Below are 20,330 nucleotides of genomic sequence, written 5' to 3' on the forward strand. Positions count from 1 at the left end.
GGGGTGGGCGGAAAAGCCGCCTGCCCTATGAAACCTGGCGCTGCTCCAGCCACCGCGTCAACGAGGACGGCGCCATCGGCCGCGCATAGAAATAGCCCTGCGCCTCGTCGCAGCCCGCAGCGCGCAGCAGCTGCGCCACTTCCTCCGTTTCCACCCCTTCCGCCACCACCCGGTGTCCCAGGTCGTGCGACAGCTTGATCATGGTCGTCACCAGCGCGAGCGTGCGCTCGTCGCTTGCCATGCCGCGCACGAAGGACTGGTCGATCTTGACCACGTCGGCCGGCATGTCCTGCAGATACGACAGGCTGCTGTAGCCGGTACCGAAATCGTCGATGGCGATCTTGACGCCGCCCTGGGCCAGCCGCGCCATCGTGTCGTGCGCCGCCTTGGGCTTGCGCATCAGCGCGCTTTCCGTCATTTCCAGCGCCAGGCTTGCCGCCGGCACGCCATGGCGCGCCAGGCCGTCCAGCACGCGCTCGCAGAAATCGGGCTCTTCGAGGTTGACCGCTGAAACGTTCACCGCCACCTGCAGGCGCACGCCGGCCTCGCACCACGCCGCCAGCTGGCGCAGCGCCGCTTCCAGCACCCAGTCGGTGGTCACGCGCGCCAGCGAGGTGCCCTCGATGATCGGCATGAATTCGCCGGGCGCGATCGGGCCGGCCTGCGGATGGTTCCAGCGCAGCAGGGCTTCGACGCCGGCGCAACTGCCGTCCTGCAGCGAAATCTTGGGCTGGAACGCCAGGTGAAGCTCGTCGGGCTGGGCCAGTGCACGCCCGAACTCGCCGATGAGCCAGAAGCGGTGGCGATAGGCTGCATCCTGTTCGGCGGAGTACACGCGCAGCCCGGATTCGGCGTCGCGCGCATCGTGGGCTGCACTGTGCAGGTTGCGCAGCACGTCGAGCGGGGCATCCTCGCCGACGGCAAAGCGCACCACGCCGACCGTGGCGGTAGTCAGGAAGCCCGACTGGGTGCCCAGCACGTGCTCGCCCAGCCAGCTCATGAGGGCGCCGCTGAAACGCACCATGGTCGCGCCCAGCGGCGCGAAGAAAGCGAACTGGGTCGTGCCGACGTGGTAGACCTTGCCCTCGCCGGCCAGGCGGCGCAGGTCCGGCACCGCCAGGCGCACGGTGTCGTCCAGCCATGCGCTGCCCATCACGCTCATGGCGTCGCTCAGCTCCTCGGGACTGGCCAGGCTGACCAGCGCCGCCAGCTGCGGCTCGCCCTGGGCCAGCACGATGTCCAGGTCGCGCAGGTCGCTGGCGAACTGGTTCCGATTGGGCAGGCCGCTGATCGGGTCGATGCGGCCCAGCGCGTGCTGCAGTTCGATCTGCGCCATGACCATCGCCGCCAGGTCGCTCAGGCTGGCACGCTCGGCCTCGGTCACCGCGCGCGGCTCGGTGCCCAGGACGCACATCGCTCCCAGGCAGTGGCCGCTCTTGGTGATGAGCGGCGCGCCGAGGTAGAAGCGGATGCCGCTTTCGGCCAGTACGCTGTCATGGAAGAAGGCGTCGGTGCGCAGGTCCGGCACCGCCAGCATCTGGCCGCTCTCGGCCACGGCAGCGCAAGGGGCCTTCAGGCGCGGAATCTGGCTGTGCTCGACACCGACCCTGGACTTGAACCACTGGCGGTCGACGTCGGTCAGCGATACCGCGGCGATCGGCAGCTGGAACAACTGGGCCGCCATCCGGGTAATGCGATCGAACGCGTCGCTCGGCGCAGTGTCGAGCAGGTCGAGCTGGCGCAGGGCCTCGATACGGCTCGCTTCGCGTAGTGCAGGAGTGTTGAGTGCATGCATGGTCAGGCGAAGCGTGTCGGGAACACGCATATTTGACGGAACTGACGATTATACCGGGTAATGTATGAAAAGGGCATCCTGCTTTTGGCCCGAATTTCCAAGTTAATACGCATTTTCGTCAAATAAGTACAACATTCAGGTAGAATCCATGGCCCGCGCCCAACGTATCCAATGACCAAGCCAAAAGACAACGACCCGATCCTGACCACGCGCGAAGCGGCGCAACTGCTCGGCATTGCCGTGAGCACTGCGCAGCTCTGGATGGAAAGCGGCGCCCTGCCAACCTGGAAGACGCCCGGTGGACACCGCCGCGTGCGCCTGAGCAGTGTGCGCCGCCTGCTCGACCTGCAGAGCAGCGAGGCCGTCGTGCTTGCCGCAGATGCCGACCCGGCGTCGAGCGCCCACACCGGCATTCACACCGGGCCGGTGGAGCTCCCCGGCGAAGCCCGGCGGCTGGCGGCGCTGGCCGAATCGGGATTGATGGACACGCCGGCCGAAGAAGTGTTCGACCGGCTGGTCCGGCTGGCGGCGCAGGTCACGGAGTGCCCGATCGCGCTGGTGAGCTTCCTGGACGAGCGGCGCCAATGGTTCAAGGCGCGGATCGGCATCGACCTGGCCGAAACGCCGCGCGAATGGGCTTTCTGCAGCCATGTGCTGGAGGCCGGCGCGGCCATGATGGTGGCCGACGCCGCCGATGATCCGCGCTTCGTCCACAATCCACTGGTGACGGGCGCACCGCATGCGCGCTTTTATGCCGGCGTGCCGCTGTCGGATGCGCAGGGGCGGCAGCTGGGGACCTTGTGCGTACTCGACCGCGAACCGCGGCGCCTGCGCGAGCGCGAGCTGCGCGCGTTGCACGAACTGGCCGCGATCGCATCCGACGAAATCGCCCGCCGCAACCAGTCCTGAATCTCAGGGCTGGTTGTTGGCGCCCTGCTGTTTCTTGACGACCGCGATGACGGTATTGCGGATGGTCTTGAGCACCGTGTCGGCCTTGAAGGGCTTGACCACGAAGCCATGCACGCCGCGCGCGGCGGCCTGCTGGATGGTAGGCGCATCGAGCGTGCCGGACACCATGAAGATCATCGCCTTGGGCAGGTTGGCCCGCAATTCCTCGACCACCTGGCTTCCGTCTTCGACCTGCTCGCGCGCGATGCAGACGATTTGCGGGCGGTGCTTCATCGCCAGCGTATAGCCCAGCAGTCCGGTGTGCGTCTGCGCCACCACCTCATAACCGCCATCGGTCAGCACGGTGTTGAGCAGCCCGCGCGAAATGGCGCTGCCGTCCACGATCAATGCCTTGAGCATCGGGTCTTTCCTTCCTTGTTTCAGTGTGACTCGTAGGCCAGCATGTTCCAGGTCACGCCCAGGCGCACGTCGCGCTTGAGCTCGACCAGCTGGCGCGAGACCTGGAGTATCTCACGCTCGGCACGCAGCCTTTCGCCCAGCGGCGTCTTGAGGATGCCGGCGCCGGCCACCACGGCTTCCAGGCTGCCGTAGGCATTGAGCAGGCGCGCCGCGGTCTTCATGCCGATCTTGGACACGCCCGGCACGCCGTCGGTCGGGTCGCCCATCAGCGCCAGCAGGTCGTGCAGCAGTTCGGGCGCCACGCCGAAGCGCTGGCGCACCCAGGCGTCGTCATGCCATTCGTTCTTGAAGTGGTCCCACACCAGCGCGCCACGGGCGACCAGCACGTGCAAGTCCTTGTCGGTGGTGGCGACGATGGCTTGGCCGCGTCCTTCCTGCAGCCAGCGCATCACGCCGGTGGCGATCACGTCGTCGGCCTCGACGCCGGGCAGCATCAGGACGTGCAGGCCGGCCTGGCGCAAGCGCTCGTGGAATTCGGGCAGCGCCTCGCGCAGGAAGCCGGGCATCGGCGCGCGGTTCTCGCGGTAGCGCGGGTAGAGCGCATGGCGCCAGGTCTCGCCGCCGTAATCGAAGGCGGCCAGCACGTGGGTCGGCGCGTGCGTCTCGAGCAGGATGCGGAAGGACGAGAAGGCATGGCGCAGCGCGATGCTGGCCTTCAGGTCGGAGTCCGGTTCGGGACTGGCTTCGTAGACGCGGCGGACGATGTTCAGGCCATCGATCGCCAGCAGCTTGCCCTGTGTGCTCATGGTGGAATGGGGACGGTGGATGCGGGGTTATGCGTGCGCCGCCATGATAAACCCCGCGGCCCGCTTGGGAAAGCGGGCCGGCGGCCAGGCTTACTTGACCAGGTCGTATTTGCCGCCGCGTTCGAGCGCCTGGATATAGGCCGGGCGCGCGTGGATCTTCTGCAGGAACGCTTCCAGCTTCGGGTACTGGCTGCCCAGGCCACCGCGCGAGGCGGCCGCCTCCAGCGGGAAACTCATCTGGATGTCGGCGGCGCTGAATTCGCTGCCGGCGAACCACGGCGACTTGCCCAGTTCACTCTCGAGGTAATCGAGCTGGCTGCGGATGTTCGGCATGATGAAGGTGTCCTTGACCTTGCGCGCGATGCCGCGCGCGATCGGCTTGGCAAAGAAGGGCATCGGGCCGCTCTCGATGCGGTCGAACACGAGCTTCATGAGCAGCGGCGACATGGCCGTGCCTTCGGCGAAGTGCAGGAAGTAGGTGTAGCGCAGGCGTTCGGGCGTGCCGACGGCCGGCAGCAGGCGCCCGTTGCCGTAGCGCTCCAGCAGGTATTCGATGATGGCGCCCGATTCCGCCACGGTCGCCTCGCCGTCGGTAATCACGGGCGACTTGCCCAGCGGGTGGACGGCCTTGAGTTCGGCCGGCGCCAGCATGGTCTTGGGGTCGCGCTGGTAGCGCCTGATCTCGTAGTCCAGTCCCAGCTCTTCGAGCAGCCACAGGATGCGCTGCGAGCGCGAATTGTTCAGGTGATGGACGACGATCATGGACGCTTTCGATTAAGGTTCGACAGGCCTGCAGCTTAACATGTTGTGCGCCTGCCAACAGGCGAGCCGGTGTATCGTCGGCGCATGAGCGGATCGGTGTACATCGGCATTTCGGGCTGGCGCTATGTGCCCTGGCGCGGCGTGTTCTATCCATCGGGACTGGCCCAGCACCGCGAGCTCGAATACGCGGCGAGCCAGCTGCCCTCCATCGAGATCAATGGTTCGTTCTATTCGCTGCAGCGGCCCGCAAGCTATGCGCAGTGGTATGCGGCCACGCCGCCCGGCTTCGTGTTCGCGGTCAAGGGCAACCGCTTCCTGACCCACATGCTCAAGCTGAACAACATCGACGACGCCCTGGCCAACGTGCTGGCATCGGGCGGCTTCGAGCTGCGCGAGAAGCTCGGCCCCTTCCTGTGGCAGTTCCCGCCCGTGATGAAATTCGACCCGGAGCGCTTCGAGCATTTCCTGTCCATCCTGCCGCAGGACACCGACGCCGCGCGCGAACGCGCCCTGCTGCACCAGCCGCGCATGGAAGGCAAGGTCTCGCTCGACGCCGGGCCAAAACGCCCGATGCGCCATGCGGTGGAGATCCGCCACGAGAGCTTCATGGATCCCGCCTTCATCGCCCTGCTGCGCAAGTACAAGGTGGCGCTGGTGGTGGCCGATACCGCCGGCAAGTGGCCGCTGTGCGAAGACCTGACTGCGGATTTCGTCTACATCCGCCTGCATGGCGACAAGGAGCTGTATGCGAGCGGCTACGGCGACGCGGCGATCGCGGCCTGGGCCGAACGCATCCACGCCTGGCGCCGGGGCGGGCAGCCGATCGACGCGCGCCTGGTATCGAGCAAGCCGCCGCCACGGCGAAAAACGCGCGACGTCTACTGCTACTTCGATAACGACATCAAGGTGCATGCCCCGTTCGACGCGCGCCGGCTCATCGCGGCGGTCGACGCACTGGACGAGCAGGACTAGAATGGTGGTCCACCCATGCTGTAACCGACCAGGAGGCTATTATGCAATTGCTTCGCGTCAGTACCGCCCTGTCCGCCCTGCTGTTTTCCACTTCCCTGCTTGCCGCCGATGCCCCCGCCGGAGGCCCGCCGCTGAAGGCGTCCAAGGGCGTGCTGGTCAATGCCTCGGGCATGACCGTCTACACCTATGACAAGGACGTTGCCGGCAGCGGCAAGAGCAGTTGCGTCGAGACCTGCGCCAGGAACTGGCCGCCGGTAATGGCCGGCAGCGCCGCCCTGTCCGAACCCTGGTCGACGGTCACGCGCGAGGACGGCAGCAAGCAGCTCGCGCACCGGGGCAAGCCGCTGTACACCTTCATCAAGGACAAGAAAGAGGGCGACAAGACCGGCGACGGGGTCGGCGGCGCCTGGCACGTGGTGGCCGAATCGGCGCGCTAGCGGCGTTCGTGGATCTTGATGACCCGGCCCCTGCCCTGTGCGGCATCGGGGGCCGGTGCTGGCTCGGGCGTGGCGCAGCTGCCGCAGCTGCCGCAGCCGCTGCCGCAGCTGGCCGAGGTGTCGAGCCAGGCCACCAGCTTCGATTCGCGTCCGCCCTTCGACAGGCGGTGCACCAGGGCGCGGCGCCAGGGCTCGGGCAGGTATTTGGCGCCGGCATACAGGGCGGCCAGCGCAACGATGATCCCGACGACGATTTCCTGCCAGGGCATGGCGCTCAGCCTCCCGTGAAATACAGCGTGGTGCGGTAGACGATGAAGGCCGCCACGTAGGCCAGCCCGAACATGTAGCCTGCCATGATCCAGGCGTAGCGGCGGCTGCCGGTTTCGCGCGCCACCGTCGCCAGCGTCGGCAGGCAGTGCGGCGCATACACATACCAGGCCAGCAGCGACAGGCCGGTGGCCAGCGACCACGACTGCGCGATCATCGGCGCCAGCGTGTTGCCCACTTCGTCCCCGCCCGACAGCGCATACACGGTGCCCAGGGCGCCCACCGCGACTTCGCGCGCGGCCATGCCCGGCACCAGGGCGATCGCGATCTCCCAGCCGAAGCCGATCGGGGCCAGCACCACGGCCAGCGCGCGGCCGATCATGCCCGCCACGCTGTAGTAGATGGCCGGATGGGTCGCGCCTTCCGGTGCGCCGGGGAAGCTCGACAGCAGCCAGAGCAGGATCATCATGGTGAGGATCAGGGTGCCGACGCGTTTGAGGAAGATCTTGGCGCGCTCCCACAGGCCCGAGGCCAGCGCGCTCGCCTGCGGCCAGTGGTAGGCCGGCAGTTCGAGCATCAGGGCCTGCTGCTTGTAGCTGCTGCGGCGCTTCATGAACCAGGCCACCGCCATCGCGCTCAGGATGCCGGCCATGTACAGCACGAACAGCACCACGCCCTGCAGGTTGAGCGAGCCGGCCACGGTGCGGTCCGGGATGAAGGCTGCGATCAGCAGCGCATACACCGGCAGGCGCGCCGAGCAGGTCATCAGGGGCGCGATCATGATCGTCACCAGGCGGTCGCGCGGGTTCTGGATGGTGCGCGCGGCCATCACGCCGGGAATCGCGCAGGCGAATGAAGACAGCAGCGGCAGGAAGGCGCGCCCGGACAGGCCCACGCTGCCCATGATGCGATCGAGCAGGAAGGCCGCGCGCGGCAGGTAGCCGACGTCTTCGAGCAGCAGGATGAAGAAGAACAGGATCAGGATCTGCGGCAGGAATACCAGCACGCTGCCGACGCCGGCGATGATGCCGTCCACGATCAGGCTGCGCAGCGGGCCTTCGCCCAGCCAGGAGCCGACCAGTTCGCCCAGGCCGCCGACGCCCGCCTCGATCAGGTCCATCGGCGTGCCGGCCCAGCTGAACACGGCCTGGAAGATCAGGAACATCAGCGCGGCCAGGATCACGGGGCCGAGCAGCGGATGCAGCACCACGTTGTCGATCTTTTCGGTGAGGTTGCCGCGGTCGGCGCTGGTGGAGACGGCCAGGTCGAGGATGCGGCGCACTTCGCGCTGGGTTTCCTCGACCGGCACTTCGTCGATCGCCGACAGCGGCTTGACCTTGGCGGGCGCGCCGAACTCCATGCGGTCGAGTTCAGCCAGCAGGGCCTGCTCGCCGCCGGCATGGATGGCGACGGTTTCCACCACCGGCATGCCCAGCGCCGACGACAGCAGCGCGGTATCGATCCGGATGCCGCGCTTCTTGGCGACATCGACCATGTTCAGGGCCAGCACCATCGGCAGGCCGAGGCGGCGCAGTTCGAGCACCAGGCGCAGGTTCAGGCGCAGGTTGGTGGCGTTGACCACGCACAGGATGGCGTCGAGCGGGGCTTCGCCCGCTCGCAGGCCGGCCACCACATCGCGCGTGATGCCTTCGTCCGGGGTCTGGGCATTGAGGCTGTAGGCGCCCGGCAGGTCGAGCACGCGGAAAGCGCGGCCGGCCGGCGAGGTGAAGCTGCCTTCCTTGCGTTCGATGGTCACGCCGGCGTAGTTCGCGACCTTCTGGCGCGAGCCGGTCAGGCGGTTGAATAGTGCAGTCTTGCCGCAATTCGGATTGCCGAGCAAGGCGACCAGGGGCGTACGCGACGCCACCTGCTGTTCCATGACACCCATGCGTTTATTCCGGCTTGATCGACACGAGGGCGGCTTCGAAACGGCGCAGCGCAAAGGTCGATTCGCCGACCTTGACGGCCAGCGGGCCGCCCATGACGCGCTTGAGCACGCGGATGCGCTCGCCGGGAACGAAACCGAGCTCCATCAGGCGGCGCTGGACGTCGCTGCCGTCCTCCTGCCGGCTGGGCGCCAGGTGGATCACGGTGGCGCTCTGGCCGGGCTGGAGGGCGTCGAGCGTGGTGAGGGAAGAAGCTAGGGTCATGGTCGCGTCCGGGATTGTGAGCCTACATTCGGTCCTGCATGTAGCGCTGATGAGACAACTACCTGCATCATAAACCTAAATGCGAATTATTTCTATTTGCGGTTTGATCACAGCATGCAAATAGCGCGGCAAAGCTGCAAAAATCAGTTGCAAACGCCGCAGAGTTTCGACAAAATAGAACACGAATGAGATTGATTCTCATTTATTTGGCAAATCGCCAAGACCGCAACCCGCCCAGCACCAAGGAACGAAACGATGATCGTCTGTGTCTGCAACAACATCTCCGACCGTGAAATCCGCCAGGCCATCGACCTGGGCATCTCCTCGGTCGCCGAGCTGCACCGTGAACTGGGCGTGGGCACGATGTGCGGCACCTGCGTCAGCTATGCGCGCGAAGTGCTCAACGAACACCTCGGCAGCAAGACCGTCGTCACCGAACTGCGCCGCACCCAGCTGGCCTGAGGCCGGCTTTTCAATTTCCTCCATCCCGGCCACGCCGGGGCCGGCGCTTCCCCCGCGCCGGCTGCGGTTTGCTATGATGTTGACATCCACATCACCGAAAGCATTCCATGAAGGGCGATCCCAACATCATCCGGCTGCTCAATGCGCAGCTGACCAATGAGCTCACCGCGGTCAACCAGTATTTCCTGCATGCGCGCATGTACCGCCACTGGGGCTTCGGCCGCCTGGCGAAAAAGGAATACGAGGAATCGATCGGCGAAATGAAGCATGCCGACAAGCTGATCGACCGCATCCTGATGCTCGACGGCCTGCCGAACCTGCAGGCGCTGCACAAGCTGCTCATCGGTGAATCGACCCAGGAAATGCTCGAATGCGACCTGAAGCTCGAGCGCGCCGCCCAGGTGACGGTCAAGGAAGGCATCGCGGCCTCGGAAGCAGCGGCCGATTACGTCACGCGCGATTTGTTCCTGATGATCCTGGAAGACACCGAAGAGCATATCGAGTGGCTGGAAACGCAGCTCGACCTGATCGTGAAGGTCGGCATCCAGAATTACCTGCAGAGCCAGATCAGCGAATAATCCTGCCCACGCACGGCGGCATCAAAAAAGGGTTCCTCGAGAGGAACCCTTTTTCATGGTGCGCAGAGTGTGCGGATCAGCGCCACTTGCGCATCCAGCCATCGTAAAACCCCAGGTCGCGCGGCACCGCGCCCGGAATTGCGCAGATCGCACCGGCGAACTCGTTGGCCCGCGCCAGCGTCTGGTCGAGCGGCCAGCCGCGCATCCTGCCGAGCAGGAAAATCGCCGAGAACGCATCCCCTGCCCCCACCGTGTCGATGACGAAGGGCGGCGCCGGCGTATCGCGCGTCATGACCGTGCTGCCGTCGGCACCAAAATACACCGAGCCGCGGTGGCCCAGCGTGACGATCAGGGCGTCGAGCGAGAACATCTTGAGCAGCGCGCCGCAGGAGGCATGCACCTCTTCGGCCGACAGCGCCGGCGCGTCCGGCGCCATCTGGAAATACCAGCCGAACAGCGCCTGCAGTTCTTCTTCGTTGACCTTGACGATTTGCGCGGCCTGCAGCGAGCGCGTGACGCTGCGCTCGTCGTACTGGCCGCTGCGCAGGTTCAGGTCGAGGTAGCGCAGCGCGCCGGTGGCCGCGAGCAGTGCATGCAGCGTGTTGCGCGAGCGCTCGCCCCGCTGGGCCAGGGTGCCGAAATAGAAGATGCCCGGCTGCGCCTGGTCCAGCGCCGCCTGCGCCTGCTCGGGGTCGATGAAATCGTAGGCCTGGCAGGGCACGATCGTGAAACGGTGACCGCGCGCGCTGCGCTCGACCATCACGCGGCCGGTTTCCTCGATCGGGTCGACCTGCAGGCCTGCCTCGCTCATCGCGAAGCGTTCGAATTCGGCGCGCACGGCCTGGCCCGGGCCGTCGTTGCCGATGCGGGTGATCATCAGCTGCGGCGCCATGAAGGCGGCGAGATGGCGCGCCACGTTGAAGGGCGCACCGCCGACGACCTGCTCGGTGGTGAAGTCGTCGACCAGGGCTTCGCCGAAGATTGCTGTGACGGCGGGCGCGCTCATGCAACGAAAGGCACGGTGTCGCGGAACGATGCGCGTTCGGACAGCTTATCGAACAGGCGGGCCAGGTTCGGGTAGTCGCCGCGCCAGTCGATCTCGGGGAAGCGGAAGGCCAGCCAGCCCAGCGCGCAGCCGGTGGCGACGTCGGCCAGCGTGTAGTGGGTGCCCATGCAATGGGTGGAGTCGCCCAGCCGGGACGACATCTCGCGCAGGCCGGCATGCACCTTGCCGAGCTGGCGCTCGATCCACCTGGCGCTTTGCTGCTCGGGCGGGCGTTCGCGGCGTTCCAGGAAGACCAGGACGGCGGCATCGAGCACGCCGTCGGCCAGCGCTTCCCACACCTTCACTTCGGTGCGCTCGCGGCCGTTCGGCGGCAGCAGCTTGCACACCGGCGAAACGGTATCGAGGTATTCGGCGATCACGCGCGAATCGTAGAGCGTGCTGCCGTCTTCCATCACCAGGCATGGGATCTTGCCGAGCGGGTTGACCTGCTGGATCGTGGTCTCCGGGACCCAGACGTTTTCCTGTTCGAAGCTGAAATCGAGCTTCTTCTCCGCCAGCACGACGCGGACCTTGCGCACAAAGGGACTGGTGAACGAACCGATGAGTTTCATAAATGCCCGGGGTAGACGAAGAGATGCAAGTATAACATCGGCAGGGGCGCGGCCAGCCGCGCCGGGAAGGCCGCGAACAGGCCGGCGCCGCGGCTTCCAGCAGCCGCCGGTGGTAAAATCCGCGTTTTTGCACGGACCGCCCGCCATGACCTCTACCGTCCCTTCCTTTACCCTGTCGGCCCTGTCCCCGCTGGACGGCCGCTACGCGTCGAAAACCGACAAGCTGCGCCCGATTTTGTCCGAAGCGGGCTTCATGCACCACCGCGTGAAGGTCGAGATCGCATGGCTGCAGGCGCTGTCGCAGGCCGGTTTCGCCGAGATCAAGCCGTTCTCCGTCGATGCGAACGCCCATCTCGAGCGCATGGCCGCGAACTTCGGCGACGCCGAGGCGGCGCGTATCAAGGAGATCGAGGCGGTCACCAACCACGACGTCAAGGCGGTCGAATACTGGCTCAAGGAGCAGGTCAAGGACGTGCCGGAACTGGTGGCGGCGAGCGAATTCATCCACTTCGGCTGCACCTCGGAAGACATCAACAACACCTCGCACGGCATGATGCTCAAAGCCGCGCGCGACGGCGTACTGCTGCCGTCCCTGCAAGCCATCATCGCCAAGCTCACCGAGATCGCGCATACCAACGCCTCGCTGCCGATGCTCTCGCGTACCCATGGCCAGACGGCCAGCCCGACCACGCTCGGCAAGGAATTCGCCAACGTGGTTGCGCGCCTGCAGCGCGCGATCAAGCGTATTGCCGCCGTCGAGATTCTCGGCAAGATGAACGGCGCGGTCGGCAACTACAACGCACACCTGTCGGCCTATCCGGGCTTCGACTGGGCGGCGTTTTCGAAGGAAGTGATCGAGCAGCGCCTGGGCCTGGTGTTCAACCCGTACACCATCCAGATCGAGCCGCACGACTACATGGCCGAGATGTTCGACGCCATCGCGCGCGCCAACACCATCCTGCTCGACCTGAACCGCGACATCTGGACCTATGTTTCGCTGGGCTACTTCAAGCAGAAGCTGCGCGCCGGCGAAATCGGCTCGTCGACCATGCCGCACAAGGTCAACCCGATCGACTTCGAGAACTCCGAAGGCAACCTGGGCCTGGCCAACGCGGTGCTGCGCCACATGGCCGAGAAGCTGCCGGTCTCGCGCATGCAGCGCGACCTGACCGATTCGACCGTGCTGCGCAACATCGGCGTGGGATTCGGCTACACCCTGCTGGCCTACGACAGCTGCCTGCGCGGCCTGAACAAGCTGGAAGTGAACGCGGCGCGACTCGAAGCGGACCTGGACGCGAACTGGGAAGTGCTGGCCGAGCCGGTGCAGACCGTGATGCGCCGCTATGGCATCGAGAACCCGTACGAGCAGCTGAAGGAACTCACGCGCGGCAAGGGTATCACGCGCGACGCGCTGCAGGAGTTCATCGGCAAGCTGGCGATTCCGCAGGAAGCAAAGGACTTGCTGATGCAGATGACGCCGGCGAATTACATCGGCCTGGCTGCGGAACTGGCGAAAGCCATTTAAGGCAGGGCCCGATTAAACGCACACCGTAGGGTGGGCAAGTTTCTTGCCCACGCGTTCAAGCGGCCGGAGAGCAGCCGCGCGGGCAGCATTACCGTGACGTCCACTCTACGGTGCGGCGGCGACTCACCCTATAACGGTTATTGCCGCGTTCAATTTGTCCACACCAGCTTGAGGCCCACCCGGCGCTCGAGCTCGGACCGCGTCGCCACCGGCCCATACTCGCCGTGGCCGCCATTCAGATTCTGCCCCACCAGCGACAGCTCCAGATCAGGGCGCAGGCGCCAGCCGAAGCGCGCGTCGAGCGCCCAGTACCCCGGCACCGCGGGGTTTTCCAGCGCGGCCACCTTGCGCAGCGCTACTTCCAGCTCGCGCCGGTCGTCGAACGCATAGTTCGAGCGCAGCTGCAGCGTATGCTCGGGGTCCTTGCCGGCGGCGCCGGGACCGGCCAGGTCATTGCTGCCCGCTTTCAGGCGCAGCCGCTCGTGCAAGGCGGTATAGCCGCCCGACAGGCGCCAGGCGTCCGTCAACTGGTAGCTGCCCCACATCTCGATCCCGGTTGCCTTGCCTTCCATCAGGCTGCCGAAAGTGATGAAGGTTCCGGTCGGATCGACTTCCTGCGTGCGCAGGTGGTCGTAGCGGTTGTGGAACAGCGTGGCTGAATACGAGAAGCCGGCCAGCGGCTGGCCGCGGTAGCCCACTTCGACCACCTTCGCCACCTCGGATCGCACCTGCGGCCCGCCGCGCAGCAGGTAGGGCGGGCGGCCGGGGACAAAGGCGTCGACGTCGAGCCGGGTCGGCGCGCGCACGGTGCGCGACAGCGCGCTCCAGACCGTGTGGCGCGGCGACATGCGCCAGGCCAGGCGCGCGGTCGGCAGGAATTCGTTGCCGGTGTAGTCGTTGCGCTCGATGCGCGCGCCCAGGGTCAGGCTCAGGTCGGGATGCAGCGCCACCTCGTCTTGCGCATACAGGCTGGCCCAGGTCTGCTGTTTATCGGCCGGCAGGAAGGCGATCACCTCGCTGTTCGTGACGCTGTCCCAGCTGTGGCGCAGGTTTGCGCCCCACATCAGGCTGTGGCGGCCCCAGGCCGGCAAGCTGTGCTCGAGCTGCAGGTCCGCGATCTGGAGCGACTGGGTAAAGGTCGGCGGCACTTCGCGCCGCGTGTAATCGAGATAGGCCTGCGCCGACAGGCGCCCGCCGCCGTCCAGCGCACGTTCCCAGTGCGCGGTGAGGTTGGCGCCTTCGGTATCGACGTCGCCCAGGCGCAGTGCCGTGCCGGTGACGGAAATCTCGCCCGGCTCGGGCTGTCCGTGGCGGCCGCGCACCAGGTTGCCGTTGATGGTGAAGGTATCGCTGCCGCGCGCCCAGTCGGCCCGGAAGCCGAGCAGCGCCTGGCGCCAGTCGTCATCCACGCGCGTGCCTGCGGCGGTCTCGCCGTGGGCGCGCCGCAGCACCTTGCCATAGGCGCGCCAGCTGGCGTTGCCGCTCTGGCCGCCCTGGCGGAAGGCGGCGTCAAGGCCGTCGCTCATGGCGCCCAGCGCGGCCATGCTGCCTTGCGTCGCGCCGGCCCGGCGCGTGATGATATTGATGACGCCGTTCACCGCGTTCACGCCCCACATGGTGCCGCCTGGGCCGCTGATGACTTCGATGCGCTCGACGTCTTCCAGCATCACGTCCTGCATGTCCCAGAACACGCCCGAGAACAGCGGTGCATACACCGAACGGCCGTCGATCATGACCAACAGCTTGTTCGGACCGCTGTTGTTGCTGCCGTTCAGGCCACGCGCGCTGATCGAGGCGCCATAACCCGAGCTCTGCGCCACATGCAGGTTGGGGGCGAGACGCAGCGCCTCGGGAATGCTGCGTGCACCCGAGCGGCGCAGGTCGTCGGCGGTGATCACGAAGACGGAAGCCGGCGCGTCCTGCAGGCGCTCCGGTTTCTTCGAGACCGACGTGACCGCGATATTGGCCAGTTCCTCGATCGACAGGTCGGCCAGGTTATCGCCCTGGGCAGTGACAGCATCCTGTGCAGCAGCGGCCGGCAGCGCCAGCACAGCTGCGGCACTCGCCAGCACGAAGGTATACGCGGCTCGCGGCGGCCACGGCAATGGGTAAATGATCATGAAGCAGCTCCGCGGCGAATTGTTTCTGGCAGCAATATTGATAAACGGCTGTGTTAGGGATTTTACATTCGAGCCCTGCTGCTGTGCGCTCGTTAGAATCCGTGCTAGTGTTTCAAGCAAAAAATAAGCTCCGGCAGCAGCCGCCAGTAAAGACTGGTATAGTTAGTCCTAATGCGTACTGATTTCCACCAAGAAACAATGCACCGCTACACTAACACAGCCATCCTGCTGCACTGGACGATTGCCCTGCTCATCGTCGGCACCTTCACGCTTGGGCTGGTCATGACGGATATCCCCGGTTTGACGCCGACCAAGCTGAAATATTTTTCCTGGCACAAGTGGGCCGGTGTGACCGTGCTCGCCCTGGCCGCCCTGCGCCTGCTGTGGCGTCTGTTCCGCCATCCACCCGCTTATTCCGACGACATGCCGGCCTGGCAGCGCGGCGCCGCCCATGGCCTGCACGGGCTGCTGTACGTGCTGATGTTCGCGCTGCCCCTGTCGGGTTATTTCTACAGCCTGGCGGCGGGCGTGCCGGTCGTGTATTTCGGCGTGGTCGAGCTGCCGGTGCTGATCGCCGCCGATCCCGCGCTCAAGCTGGTGCTGAAAGATGTCCATTACTGGCTCGCCATGCTGCTGGCTGCGCTGGTCGGCGTGCACGTGGCGGCCGCCTTCAAGCACCTGCTGGTCGACCGCGACGGCGTAATGGCGCGCATGCTGCCTTTTTCTACCTCGAAGGAATCCCGATGAAACCATTCACAGGCCTGTTGCTGGCCTCCCTGCTGGCCAGCGCCGTCGCCGGCGCCGCCCCACTGAAAACCGATCCGGCGAAAAGCAGCGTTGCCGCCGTGTTCAAGCAGATGGGCGTGCCGGTTGAAGCGAAGTTCAAGCAATTCACGGCCCAGATCGACTACAACCCGGCCCAGCCGGCGGCGTCGAAGGCCAGCGTCGACATCGCCACGGCCAGCCTTGACCTGGGCGACCCTGAATACAACAAGGAAGTGACCAAGAAGGAATGGTTCAACGCCGCCCAATTCCCGAAGGCGAACTTCGTATCGACCGCGATCGCCCCGGCAGGCGCCGGCAAGTTCAATGTCACCGGCAAGCTGAGCATCAAGGGCCGCAGCGCCAACGTGAGTTTTCCACTGACGATGAAGACCGAAGGCGCGAAACAGGTGTTCGAGGGCCAGTTGCCGATCAAGCGGCTGGCCTTCAACATCGGCGAAGGCGAGTGGAAGGACACGAGCATGGTCGCCGATGAAGTTGTCATCAAGTTCCGCGTCGTCGCGGCGCCGTAATTCAGTTATCTAGCTCATCAATAACCACCCTCATAAGGAAACACGCAACATGAAAATCGCCCACCTGATCGCCGCCGCCGCCGCCCTGAGCGCAGGCGCCGCCTTTGCCGCCGACACCTACAAGATCGACCCGAACCACACCTACCCGAGCTTCGAAGCCGACCACATGGGCATCTCGGTCTGGCGCGGCAAGTTCAACAAGACCGAAGGCACCGTGACCCTGGACCGCGCGGCCAAGACCGGCACCATCGACATCACCGTGGACACCACCAGCATCGACTTCGGCCACGACAAGATGAACGAGCACGCAAAGAAGGAAGACATCTTCAACGTCGCCAAATTCCCGACCTCGACCTTCAAGTCCAAGTCGATCAAGTTCACTGGCGACGTGCCGACCTCGGCCGAAGGCGAGTTCACCCTGAACGGCGTGACCCGTCCGCTGACCATGACCATCAACAAATTCAAGTGCATCGACCACCCGATGCTCAAGCGCGAAGTCTGCGGCGCCGACGTCACGGCCCAGTTCAAGCGCAGCGACTATGGCGTGAACTTCGGCCTGCCGCGCTTCTCGCCGGAAGTGAAGCTGATGATCCAGGTCGAAGCCGTCAAGCAGTAATCACTCTCCAAAGAAAAAGCCCCGCTGCCATCAAGGCAGCGGGGCTTTTTTTCATCGCGTCACCGCCCGAAGGCGGCAGCGGCAATTAACGGCCGTCGCGGTCCAGGTCGCCCGGGATGGCGCGCTCGACCTTGTGCCATGCAGCGCGCGAAGCGTGCTTGGCCTGATCCCAGTTCAGGCGCGAATTGCCCTTGGTGCGCTCCCACTCGCTCGAGAGTTCGTTCTCGTGCGTCTCGTAGCCGCCTGGATAGCGGCCGGCGCCGTTATAACCCAGCGCATAGGCCGGAGCATAATCGTCGTAGGTGTAGCCAGGGGTGTAATACGGCTGGGTCTGATACTGGGTGCGCCAGTGGGCTTCTTCTTCCGCTGGGTTGACCATCTTGGCCACGCCCTTGCCGGCCATGCCGCCGATGGCTGCACCGATACCGGCGCCTGCCACGGCGCCGATCGGGCCGCCGACTGCCGCGCCGATCACGGTGCCGCCCACTGCCGCGCCGCCTGCTGCGCCGACACCGGTGCCCAGGTGATGGTCACGCAGTTCGTCGCCTGGCTTGGCGTTGATGACTTCGCCCGTGCCCTGGCCGGCTGCACCGCCTGCCAGGCCGCCGATGACGGCGCCTGCAGCGGTGCCGATCGGACCGGCCACCGAGCCGACTGCCGCGCCGACTGCCGCGCCGCCGGCGCCGCCGACGCCTTGCGCCAGGTTATGTTCGTTCAGGTCGTCGCCCGCCTTCGGGTTCACGACTTCGCCAGCGCCCTTGCCGGCTGCGCCGCCTGCCAGGCCGCCGACGATCGCACCGGCAGCCATGCCGATCGGGCCGGCTGCAGCGCCAGCCATCGCGCCCACTGCCGCGCCGGTACCGGCGCCGGTGCCCTTGGCCAGGTAGTGTTCCGACAGGTCGTCACCCGATTTCGGGTTCACGACTTCGCCCACGCCCTTGCCGGCCATGCCGCCGGTGACGGCGCCGATGGCGGCGCCGGCGACGGTGCCGATCGGGCCGGCCATCGAGCCGATGCCTGCGCCGACGACGGCGCCGCCGACCGCGCCGATGCCGGCGCCGATCACGTGGCTACCGCCATTGTCGGTGAACGATTGCTCGATATGGCGTGCATCTTCGTCCGAACGGGCATTCACGCCCATCACGATGCCGCCCTTCTTGATGCCTTCTTCGTAGTGGGCAGCGCGGTCTTCAGGAATGCCTGCGCCGATCAGCGCGCCGATCAGGCCGCCGGTCAGGCCGCCGGCGCCGGCGCCGGCCAGGGCTGCGGCCAGCGGGCCGGCCACGACCAGGCCCAGGCCTGGCAGCACGAGGGTGGTGCCGACGGCAGCGATACCGGCCAGCACGGCGCCGATGGTGCCGCCGATACCGGCGCCGATGCCGGCGCCTTCGGCAGCCTTGCTGCCCAGGTCGGTGTCGGTGTCATTGAAATGGGTCTTGCGTGCATCGTCCGACATCATCAGGTTGACGTCGTCCTTGGTGTAGCCGCGGGTCGAGATCGAGCTGTAGGCGCGCTCGGCGCTTGCACGGTCAGGGAACAGGCCGGTAACCATACGGGAATTCTGATTGTTATTCGAATCGTAGTTGCTCATGGCGAATCCTTTCAAAGGTTCAAGTGCGTGGTCGTGCAAACAATGATTGTCTTGCAAGTAGTACAACCATATTCCCCGCACGAGCCCCCTTCTGTTCGCTGACGCACCCTACCCGCTTGTTTTCACATTCCGAAGAACGGCGCCTGCGATTCGCCGTCTAACGTTCGTTGCCGCACCGACCTGAAGGGGACGGGTGCCTAAACTTGTCAACATGGTCACGGCAATTAATGGACCTGGGGGTATGTTTTCTCACTTTGAAGGAGGTAAGCCATGTTATTTATCATTTGGATCGTCGTCGGTGGTATTCTCGGTTGGCTCGCCAGCATGGTCATGAAGACCGATGCAGAGCAGGGCATGATTCTCAATGTCGTGGTTGGTATCGTCGGCGCCTTCCTGGGCGGCTGGCTCCTGTCGCCGCTGTTCGGCTCGGGCACCATCAATTCGGACGACTTCAGCGTGTCGTCGCTGCTGGTCTCGTTCCTGGGTGCCGTCATCCTGCTGGCTATCGTGAACCTGCTGCGTCGTGGCCGCGTTCGTTAATAGAACTAGTGGATAGCCCTTACTAAAAACCAACGCTTCATGCGTTGGTTTTTTTACGTCTCAGATTGCACCATGCGAGCAAAAATCTTCTGGATAGTCCTGATCTCTTGCGCCGCCAGCCTCGTGCTGGGTGTGCTCGCGCTGAATTTCATGCCCGGCGAAAAGCAGATCGAAACCCGCCTCACCCACCAGTACGACACCAACGACGCCCAGTTCCGCCGCTCGCTGGGCGTGCTGCTCGGCCCGCCCATCGTGGAAGGCAACAAGGTCGAGGCGCTGCTCAACGGCGACCAGATCTTCCCGTCCATGCTGGCGGCGATCCGCTCGGCCGAAAAAACCATTACCTTCGAAACCTATATCTACTGGTCGGAATCGATCGGCAAGGAATTCTCCGATGCCCTGGCCGAGCGCGCGCGCGCCGGCGTCAAGGTGCACCTGATGCTCGATTTCATGGGCAGCGTGAAAATGGACCTGGCCCAGATCGATGCGCTCAAGGCCGCCGGCGTCCTGGTGCAGCGCTACCACAAGCCGGTCTGGTGGAAACTGGCCCGCCTGAACAACCGCACCCACCGCAAGCTGCTCATCATCGACGGCAAGATCGGCTTCACGGGCGGCGTCGGCATTGCCGACCAGTGGCGCGGCAATGCCCAGGACGAGAAGCACTGGCGCGACACCCATTTCCGCATCGAAGGCCCGGCTGTCGGCCAGATGCAAGCCGTGTTCAACGACAACTGGCTCAAGGCCACCGGCACCGTGCTCGACGGCGCCGATTATTTCCCTGCCTTGAAGCCGGTCGGGAACATGCCAGCCCAGATGTTCTCCAGCTCGCCCACCGGCGGCAGCGAATCGATGCACCTGATGTACCTGATGTCCATCACGTCCGCGCGCAAGACCATCGACCTGTCGGCCGCCTATTTCGTGCCGGACGACCTGACCATCCGCACCCTGATGGAAGCGGCGAAACGTGGCGTGCGGGTACGCATCATCATGCCGGGCAAGTTCATCGACTCCGACCTGGTCAAGGCGGCGTCGCGCGAGCGCTGGCCCGAACTGCTGGCCGCCGGCGTCAAGCTGGCCGAGTACCAGCCCACCATGTACCACGTCAAAGGACTGATCGTCGATTCGCTGCTGGTGTCGGTCGGCTCGACCAATTTCGACAACCGCTCGTTCAGCATCAACGACGAAGCCAACCTGAACGTGCTGGACGCGGATTTCGCGCGCGAGCAGGAAGCCATTTTCGAGGCCGACTGGCGCCTGGCCAAGCAGGTCACCCAGGAAGCCTTCCGCGAACGCCCCTGGTGGCAGCGCGTGACGACCGGCCTGGCCTCGCTCGTGAAGGCGCAGTTGTAAAGACAAGTGAGGGGTGTTTCCCTCCTGGCGGCAATTGAATTTGCGCGGTCGACATAGTGCTTGACGTTAGGGATATGTATTACGGATACTCTTGGCTGCTCATGGAGTCCCAAGAGTGTTCCCTTCCCTAACAGACTGA

Annotated in this window: 22 protein-coding genes; 11 read left to right on the plus strand and 11 right to left on the minus strand. The window is 65.3% G+C overall.

Annotation, left to right across the window (positions count from 1 at the left end; genetic code table 11):
• Positions 1-25: 25 nt before the first annotated feature.
• Positions 26-1,795 carry a putative bifunctional diguanylate cyclase/phosphodiesterase gene (locus AC3XQU_RS18940; protein WP_489875709.1) on the minus strand — a complete coding sequence of 590 codons (1,770 nt, stop codon included), beginning with the start codon at positions 1,793-1,795 and terminating at the stop codon, positions 26-28.
• A gap of 171 nt (positions 1,796-1,966) precedes the next feature.
• Here AC3XQU_RS18940 and AC3XQU_RS18945 point away from each other — a divergent pair, with 171 nt between their 5' ends.
• On the plus strand, positions 1,967-2,704 hold the full coding sequence (locus AC3XQU_RS18945; RefSeq protein WP_489875710.1) for a GAF domain-containing protein: 738 nt from the start codon (positions 1,967-1,969) through the stop codon (positions 2,702-2,704).
• Between the two features lie 3 nt (positions 2,705-2,707).
• On the opposite strand, the gene AC3XQU_RS18950 is transcribed toward AC3XQU_RS18945, so the two are convergent.
• The 3 genes from AC3XQU_RS18950 to AC3XQU_RS18960 all read right to left on the minus strand — a co-directional run bounded on the left by AC3XQU_RS18950 (position 2,708) and on the right by AC3XQU_RS18960 (position 4,671).
• Positions 2,708-3,103 carry an ANTAR domain-containing response regulator gene (locus AC3XQU_RS18950; protein ID WP_489875711.1) on the minus strand — a complete coding sequence of 132 codons (396 nt, stop codon included), beginning with the start codon at positions 3,101-3,103 and terminating at the stop codon, positions 2,708-2,710.
• A gap of 20 nt (positions 3,104-3,123) precedes the next feature.
• Positions 3,124-3,909 (minus strand): 5'-3' exonuclease, encoded by a 786-nt coding sequence (locus tag AC3XQU_RS18955; protein WP_489875712.1) that lies wholly within the window; start codon positions 3,907-3,909, stop codon positions 3,124-3,126.
• Positions 3,910-3,999: 90 nt separating this feature from the next.
• Positions 4,000-4,671 (minus strand): glutathione S-transferase family protein, encoded by a 672-nt coding sequence (locus AC3XQU_RS18960; protein WP_489875713.1) that lies wholly within the window; start codon positions 4,669-4,671, stop codon positions 4,000-4,002.
• A gap of 84 nt (positions 4,672-4,755) precedes the next feature.
• On the opposite strand from AC3XQU_RS18960, the gene AC3XQU_RS18965 reads away from it, so the two are divergent.
• Both AC3XQU_RS18965 and AC3XQU_RS18970 read left to right on the plus strand, forming a co-directional pair.
• Positions 4,756-5,643, plus strand: coding sequence for a DUF72 domain-containing protein (locus tag AC3XQU_RS18965; protein ID WP_489875714.1), 888 nt, complete (start codon positions 4,756-4,758; stop codon positions 5,641-5,643).
• Positions 5,644-5,684: 41 nt separating this feature from the next.
• Positions 5,685-6,080: a COG4315 family predicted lipoprotein gene (locus AC3XQU_RS18970; protein ID WP_489875715.1), complete on the plus strand. Its 396-nt coding sequence runs from the start codon at positions 5,685-5,687 to the stop codon at positions 6,078-6,080.
• Here the strand turns inward: AC3XQU_RS18970 and AC3XQU_RS18975 are convergent.
• The 3 genes from AC3XQU_RS18975 to AC3XQU_RS18985 are packed head-to-tail and all read right to left on the minus strand — an operon-like array spanning position 6,077 to position 8,497.
• Positions 6,077-6,349 (minus strand): DUF6587 family protein, encoded by a 273-nt coding sequence (locus tag AC3XQU_RS18975; protein WP_489875716.1) that lies wholly within the window; start codon positions 6,347-6,349, stop codon positions 6,077-6,079. The genes AC3XQU_RS18970 and AC3XQU_RS18975 overlap by 4 nt on opposite strands.
• A 5-nt stretch (positions 6,350-6,354) precedes the next feature.
• Positions 6,355-8,235, minus strand: a complete 1,881-nt coding sequence (gene feoB, locus AC3XQU_RS18980) for a ferrous iron transporter B (RefSeq protein ID WP_489875717.1) — start codon at positions 8,233-8,235, stop codon at positions 6,355-6,357.
• Positions 8,236-8,239: 4 nt separating this feature from the next.
• Complete coding sequence (locus tag AC3XQU_RS18985) at positions 8,240-8,497, minus strand: FeoA family protein (protein ID WP_489875718.1); 258 nt, start codon at positions 8,495-8,497, stop codon at positions 8,240-8,242.
• 255 nt (positions 8,498-8,752) lie between these two features.
• Here AC3XQU_RS18985 and AC3XQU_RS18990 point away from each other — a divergent pair, with 255 nt between their 5' ends.
• Together AC3XQU_RS18990 and bfr are read left to right on the plus strand one after the other, a co-directional pair.
• Positions 8,753-8,959 (plus strand): (2Fe-2S)-binding protein, encoded by a 207-nt coding sequence (locus tag AC3XQU_RS18990; RefSeq protein ID WP_489875719.1) that lies wholly within the window; start codon positions 8,753-8,755, stop codon positions 8,957-8,959.
• 107 nt (positions 8,960-9,066) lie between these two features.
• Positions 9,067-9,537: a bacterioferritin gene (bfr, locus tag AC3XQU_RS18995; RefSeq protein ID WP_489875720.1), complete on the plus strand. Its 471-nt coding sequence runs from the start codon at positions 9,067-9,069 to the stop codon at positions 9,535-9,537.
• Positions 9,538-9,613: 76 nt separating this feature from the next.
• Here bfr and AC3XQU_RS19000 read toward each other — a convergent pair whose 3' ends face one another.
• Together AC3XQU_RS19000 and AC3XQU_RS19005 are read right to left on the minus strand one after the other, a co-directional pair.
• Positions 9,614-10,543: a PfkB family carbohydrate kinase gene (locus AC3XQU_RS19000; protein ID WP_489875721.1), complete on the minus strand. Its 930-nt coding sequence runs from the start codon at positions 10,541-10,543 to the stop codon at positions 9,614-9,616.
• Positions 10,540-11,154 carry a glutathione S-transferase C-terminal domain-containing protein gene (locus AC3XQU_RS19005; RefSeq protein WP_489875722.1) on the minus strand — a complete coding sequence of 205 codons (615 nt, stop codon included), beginning with the start codon at positions 11,152-11,154 and terminating at the stop codon, positions 10,540-10,542. Before AC3XQU_RS19005 ends, AC3XQU_RS19000 begins: the two co-directional genes overlap by 4 nt.
• Positions 11,155-11,299: 145 nt before the next feature.
• Here AC3XQU_RS19005 and purB point away from each other — a divergent pair, with 145 nt between their 5' ends.
• A complete protein-coding gene (gene purB / locus AC3XQU_RS19010; RefSeq protein WP_489875723.1) occupies positions 11,300-12,679 on the plus strand; it encodes an adenylosuccinate lyase in 1,380 nt (459 codons plus the stop codon).
• A gap of 149 nt (positions 12,680-12,828) precedes the next feature.
• Here purB and AC3XQU_RS19015 read toward each other — a convergent pair whose 3' ends face one another.
• Positions 12,829-14,799, minus strand: a complete 1,971-nt coding sequence (locus AC3XQU_RS19015; protein ID WP_489875724.1) for a TOL_0244 family TonB-dependent receptor — start codon at positions 14,797-14,799, stop codon at positions 12,829-12,831.
• A 198-nt stretch (positions 14,800-14,997) separates the two neighbouring features.
• Here AC3XQU_RS19015 and AC3XQU_RS19020 point away from each other — a divergent pair, with 198 nt between their 5' ends.
• The 3 genes from AC3XQU_RS19020 to AC3XQU_RS19030 are packed head-to-tail and all read left to right on the plus strand — an operon-like array spanning position 14,998 to position 16,710.
• Entirely contained in the window at positions 14,998-15,546 is a 549-nt protein-coding gene (locus AC3XQU_RS19020; protein ID WP_489875725.1) for a cytochrome b, read from the plus strand.
• Entirely contained in the window at positions 15,543-16,094 is a 552-nt protein-coding gene (locus AC3XQU_RS19025; RefSeq protein ID WP_489875726.1) for a YceI family protein, read from the plus strand. The genes AC3XQU_RS19020 and AC3XQU_RS19025 overlap by 4 nt, the downstream gene beginning before the upstream one ends.
• Before the next feature lie 49 nt (positions 16,095-16,143).
• The gene (locus tag AC3XQU_RS19030; RefSeq protein ID WP_489875727.1) at positions 16,144-16,710 is read left to right on the plus strand and encodes a YceI family protein; all 567 of its coding nucleotides are present in this window, start codon (positions 16,144-16,146) and stop codon (positions 16,708-16,710) included.
• Between the two features lie 85 nt (positions 16,711-16,795).
• Here AC3XQU_RS19030 and AC3XQU_RS19035 read toward each other — a convergent pair whose 3' ends face one another.
• Positions 16,796-18,301 carry a hypothetical protein gene (locus AC3XQU_RS19035; RefSeq protein ID WP_489875728.1) on the minus strand — a complete coding sequence of 502 codons (1,506 nt, stop codon included), beginning with the start codon at positions 18,299-18,301 and terminating at the stop codon, positions 16,796-16,798.
• A 270-nt stretch (positions 18,302-18,571) separates the two neighbouring features.
• Here AC3XQU_RS19035 and AC3XQU_RS19040 point away from each other — a divergent pair, with 270 nt between their 5' ends.
• Positions 18,572-18,841: a GlsB/YeaQ/YmgE family stress response membrane protein gene (locus AC3XQU_RS19040; RefSeq protein WP_020656446.1), complete on the plus strand. Its 270-nt coding sequence runs from the start codon at positions 18,572-18,574 to the stop codon at positions 18,839-18,841.
• Between the two features lie 72 nt (positions 18,842-18,913).
• Entirely contained in the window at positions 18,914-20,191 is a 1,278-nt protein-coding gene (gene cls, locus AC3XQU_RS19045; protein ID WP_489875729.1) for a cardiolipin synthase, read from the plus strand.
• The last annotated feature ends 139 nt before the right edge of the window (positions 20,192-20,330 follow it).

Source organism: Telluria sp. AZSoR62 (genome assembly GCF_058111565.1).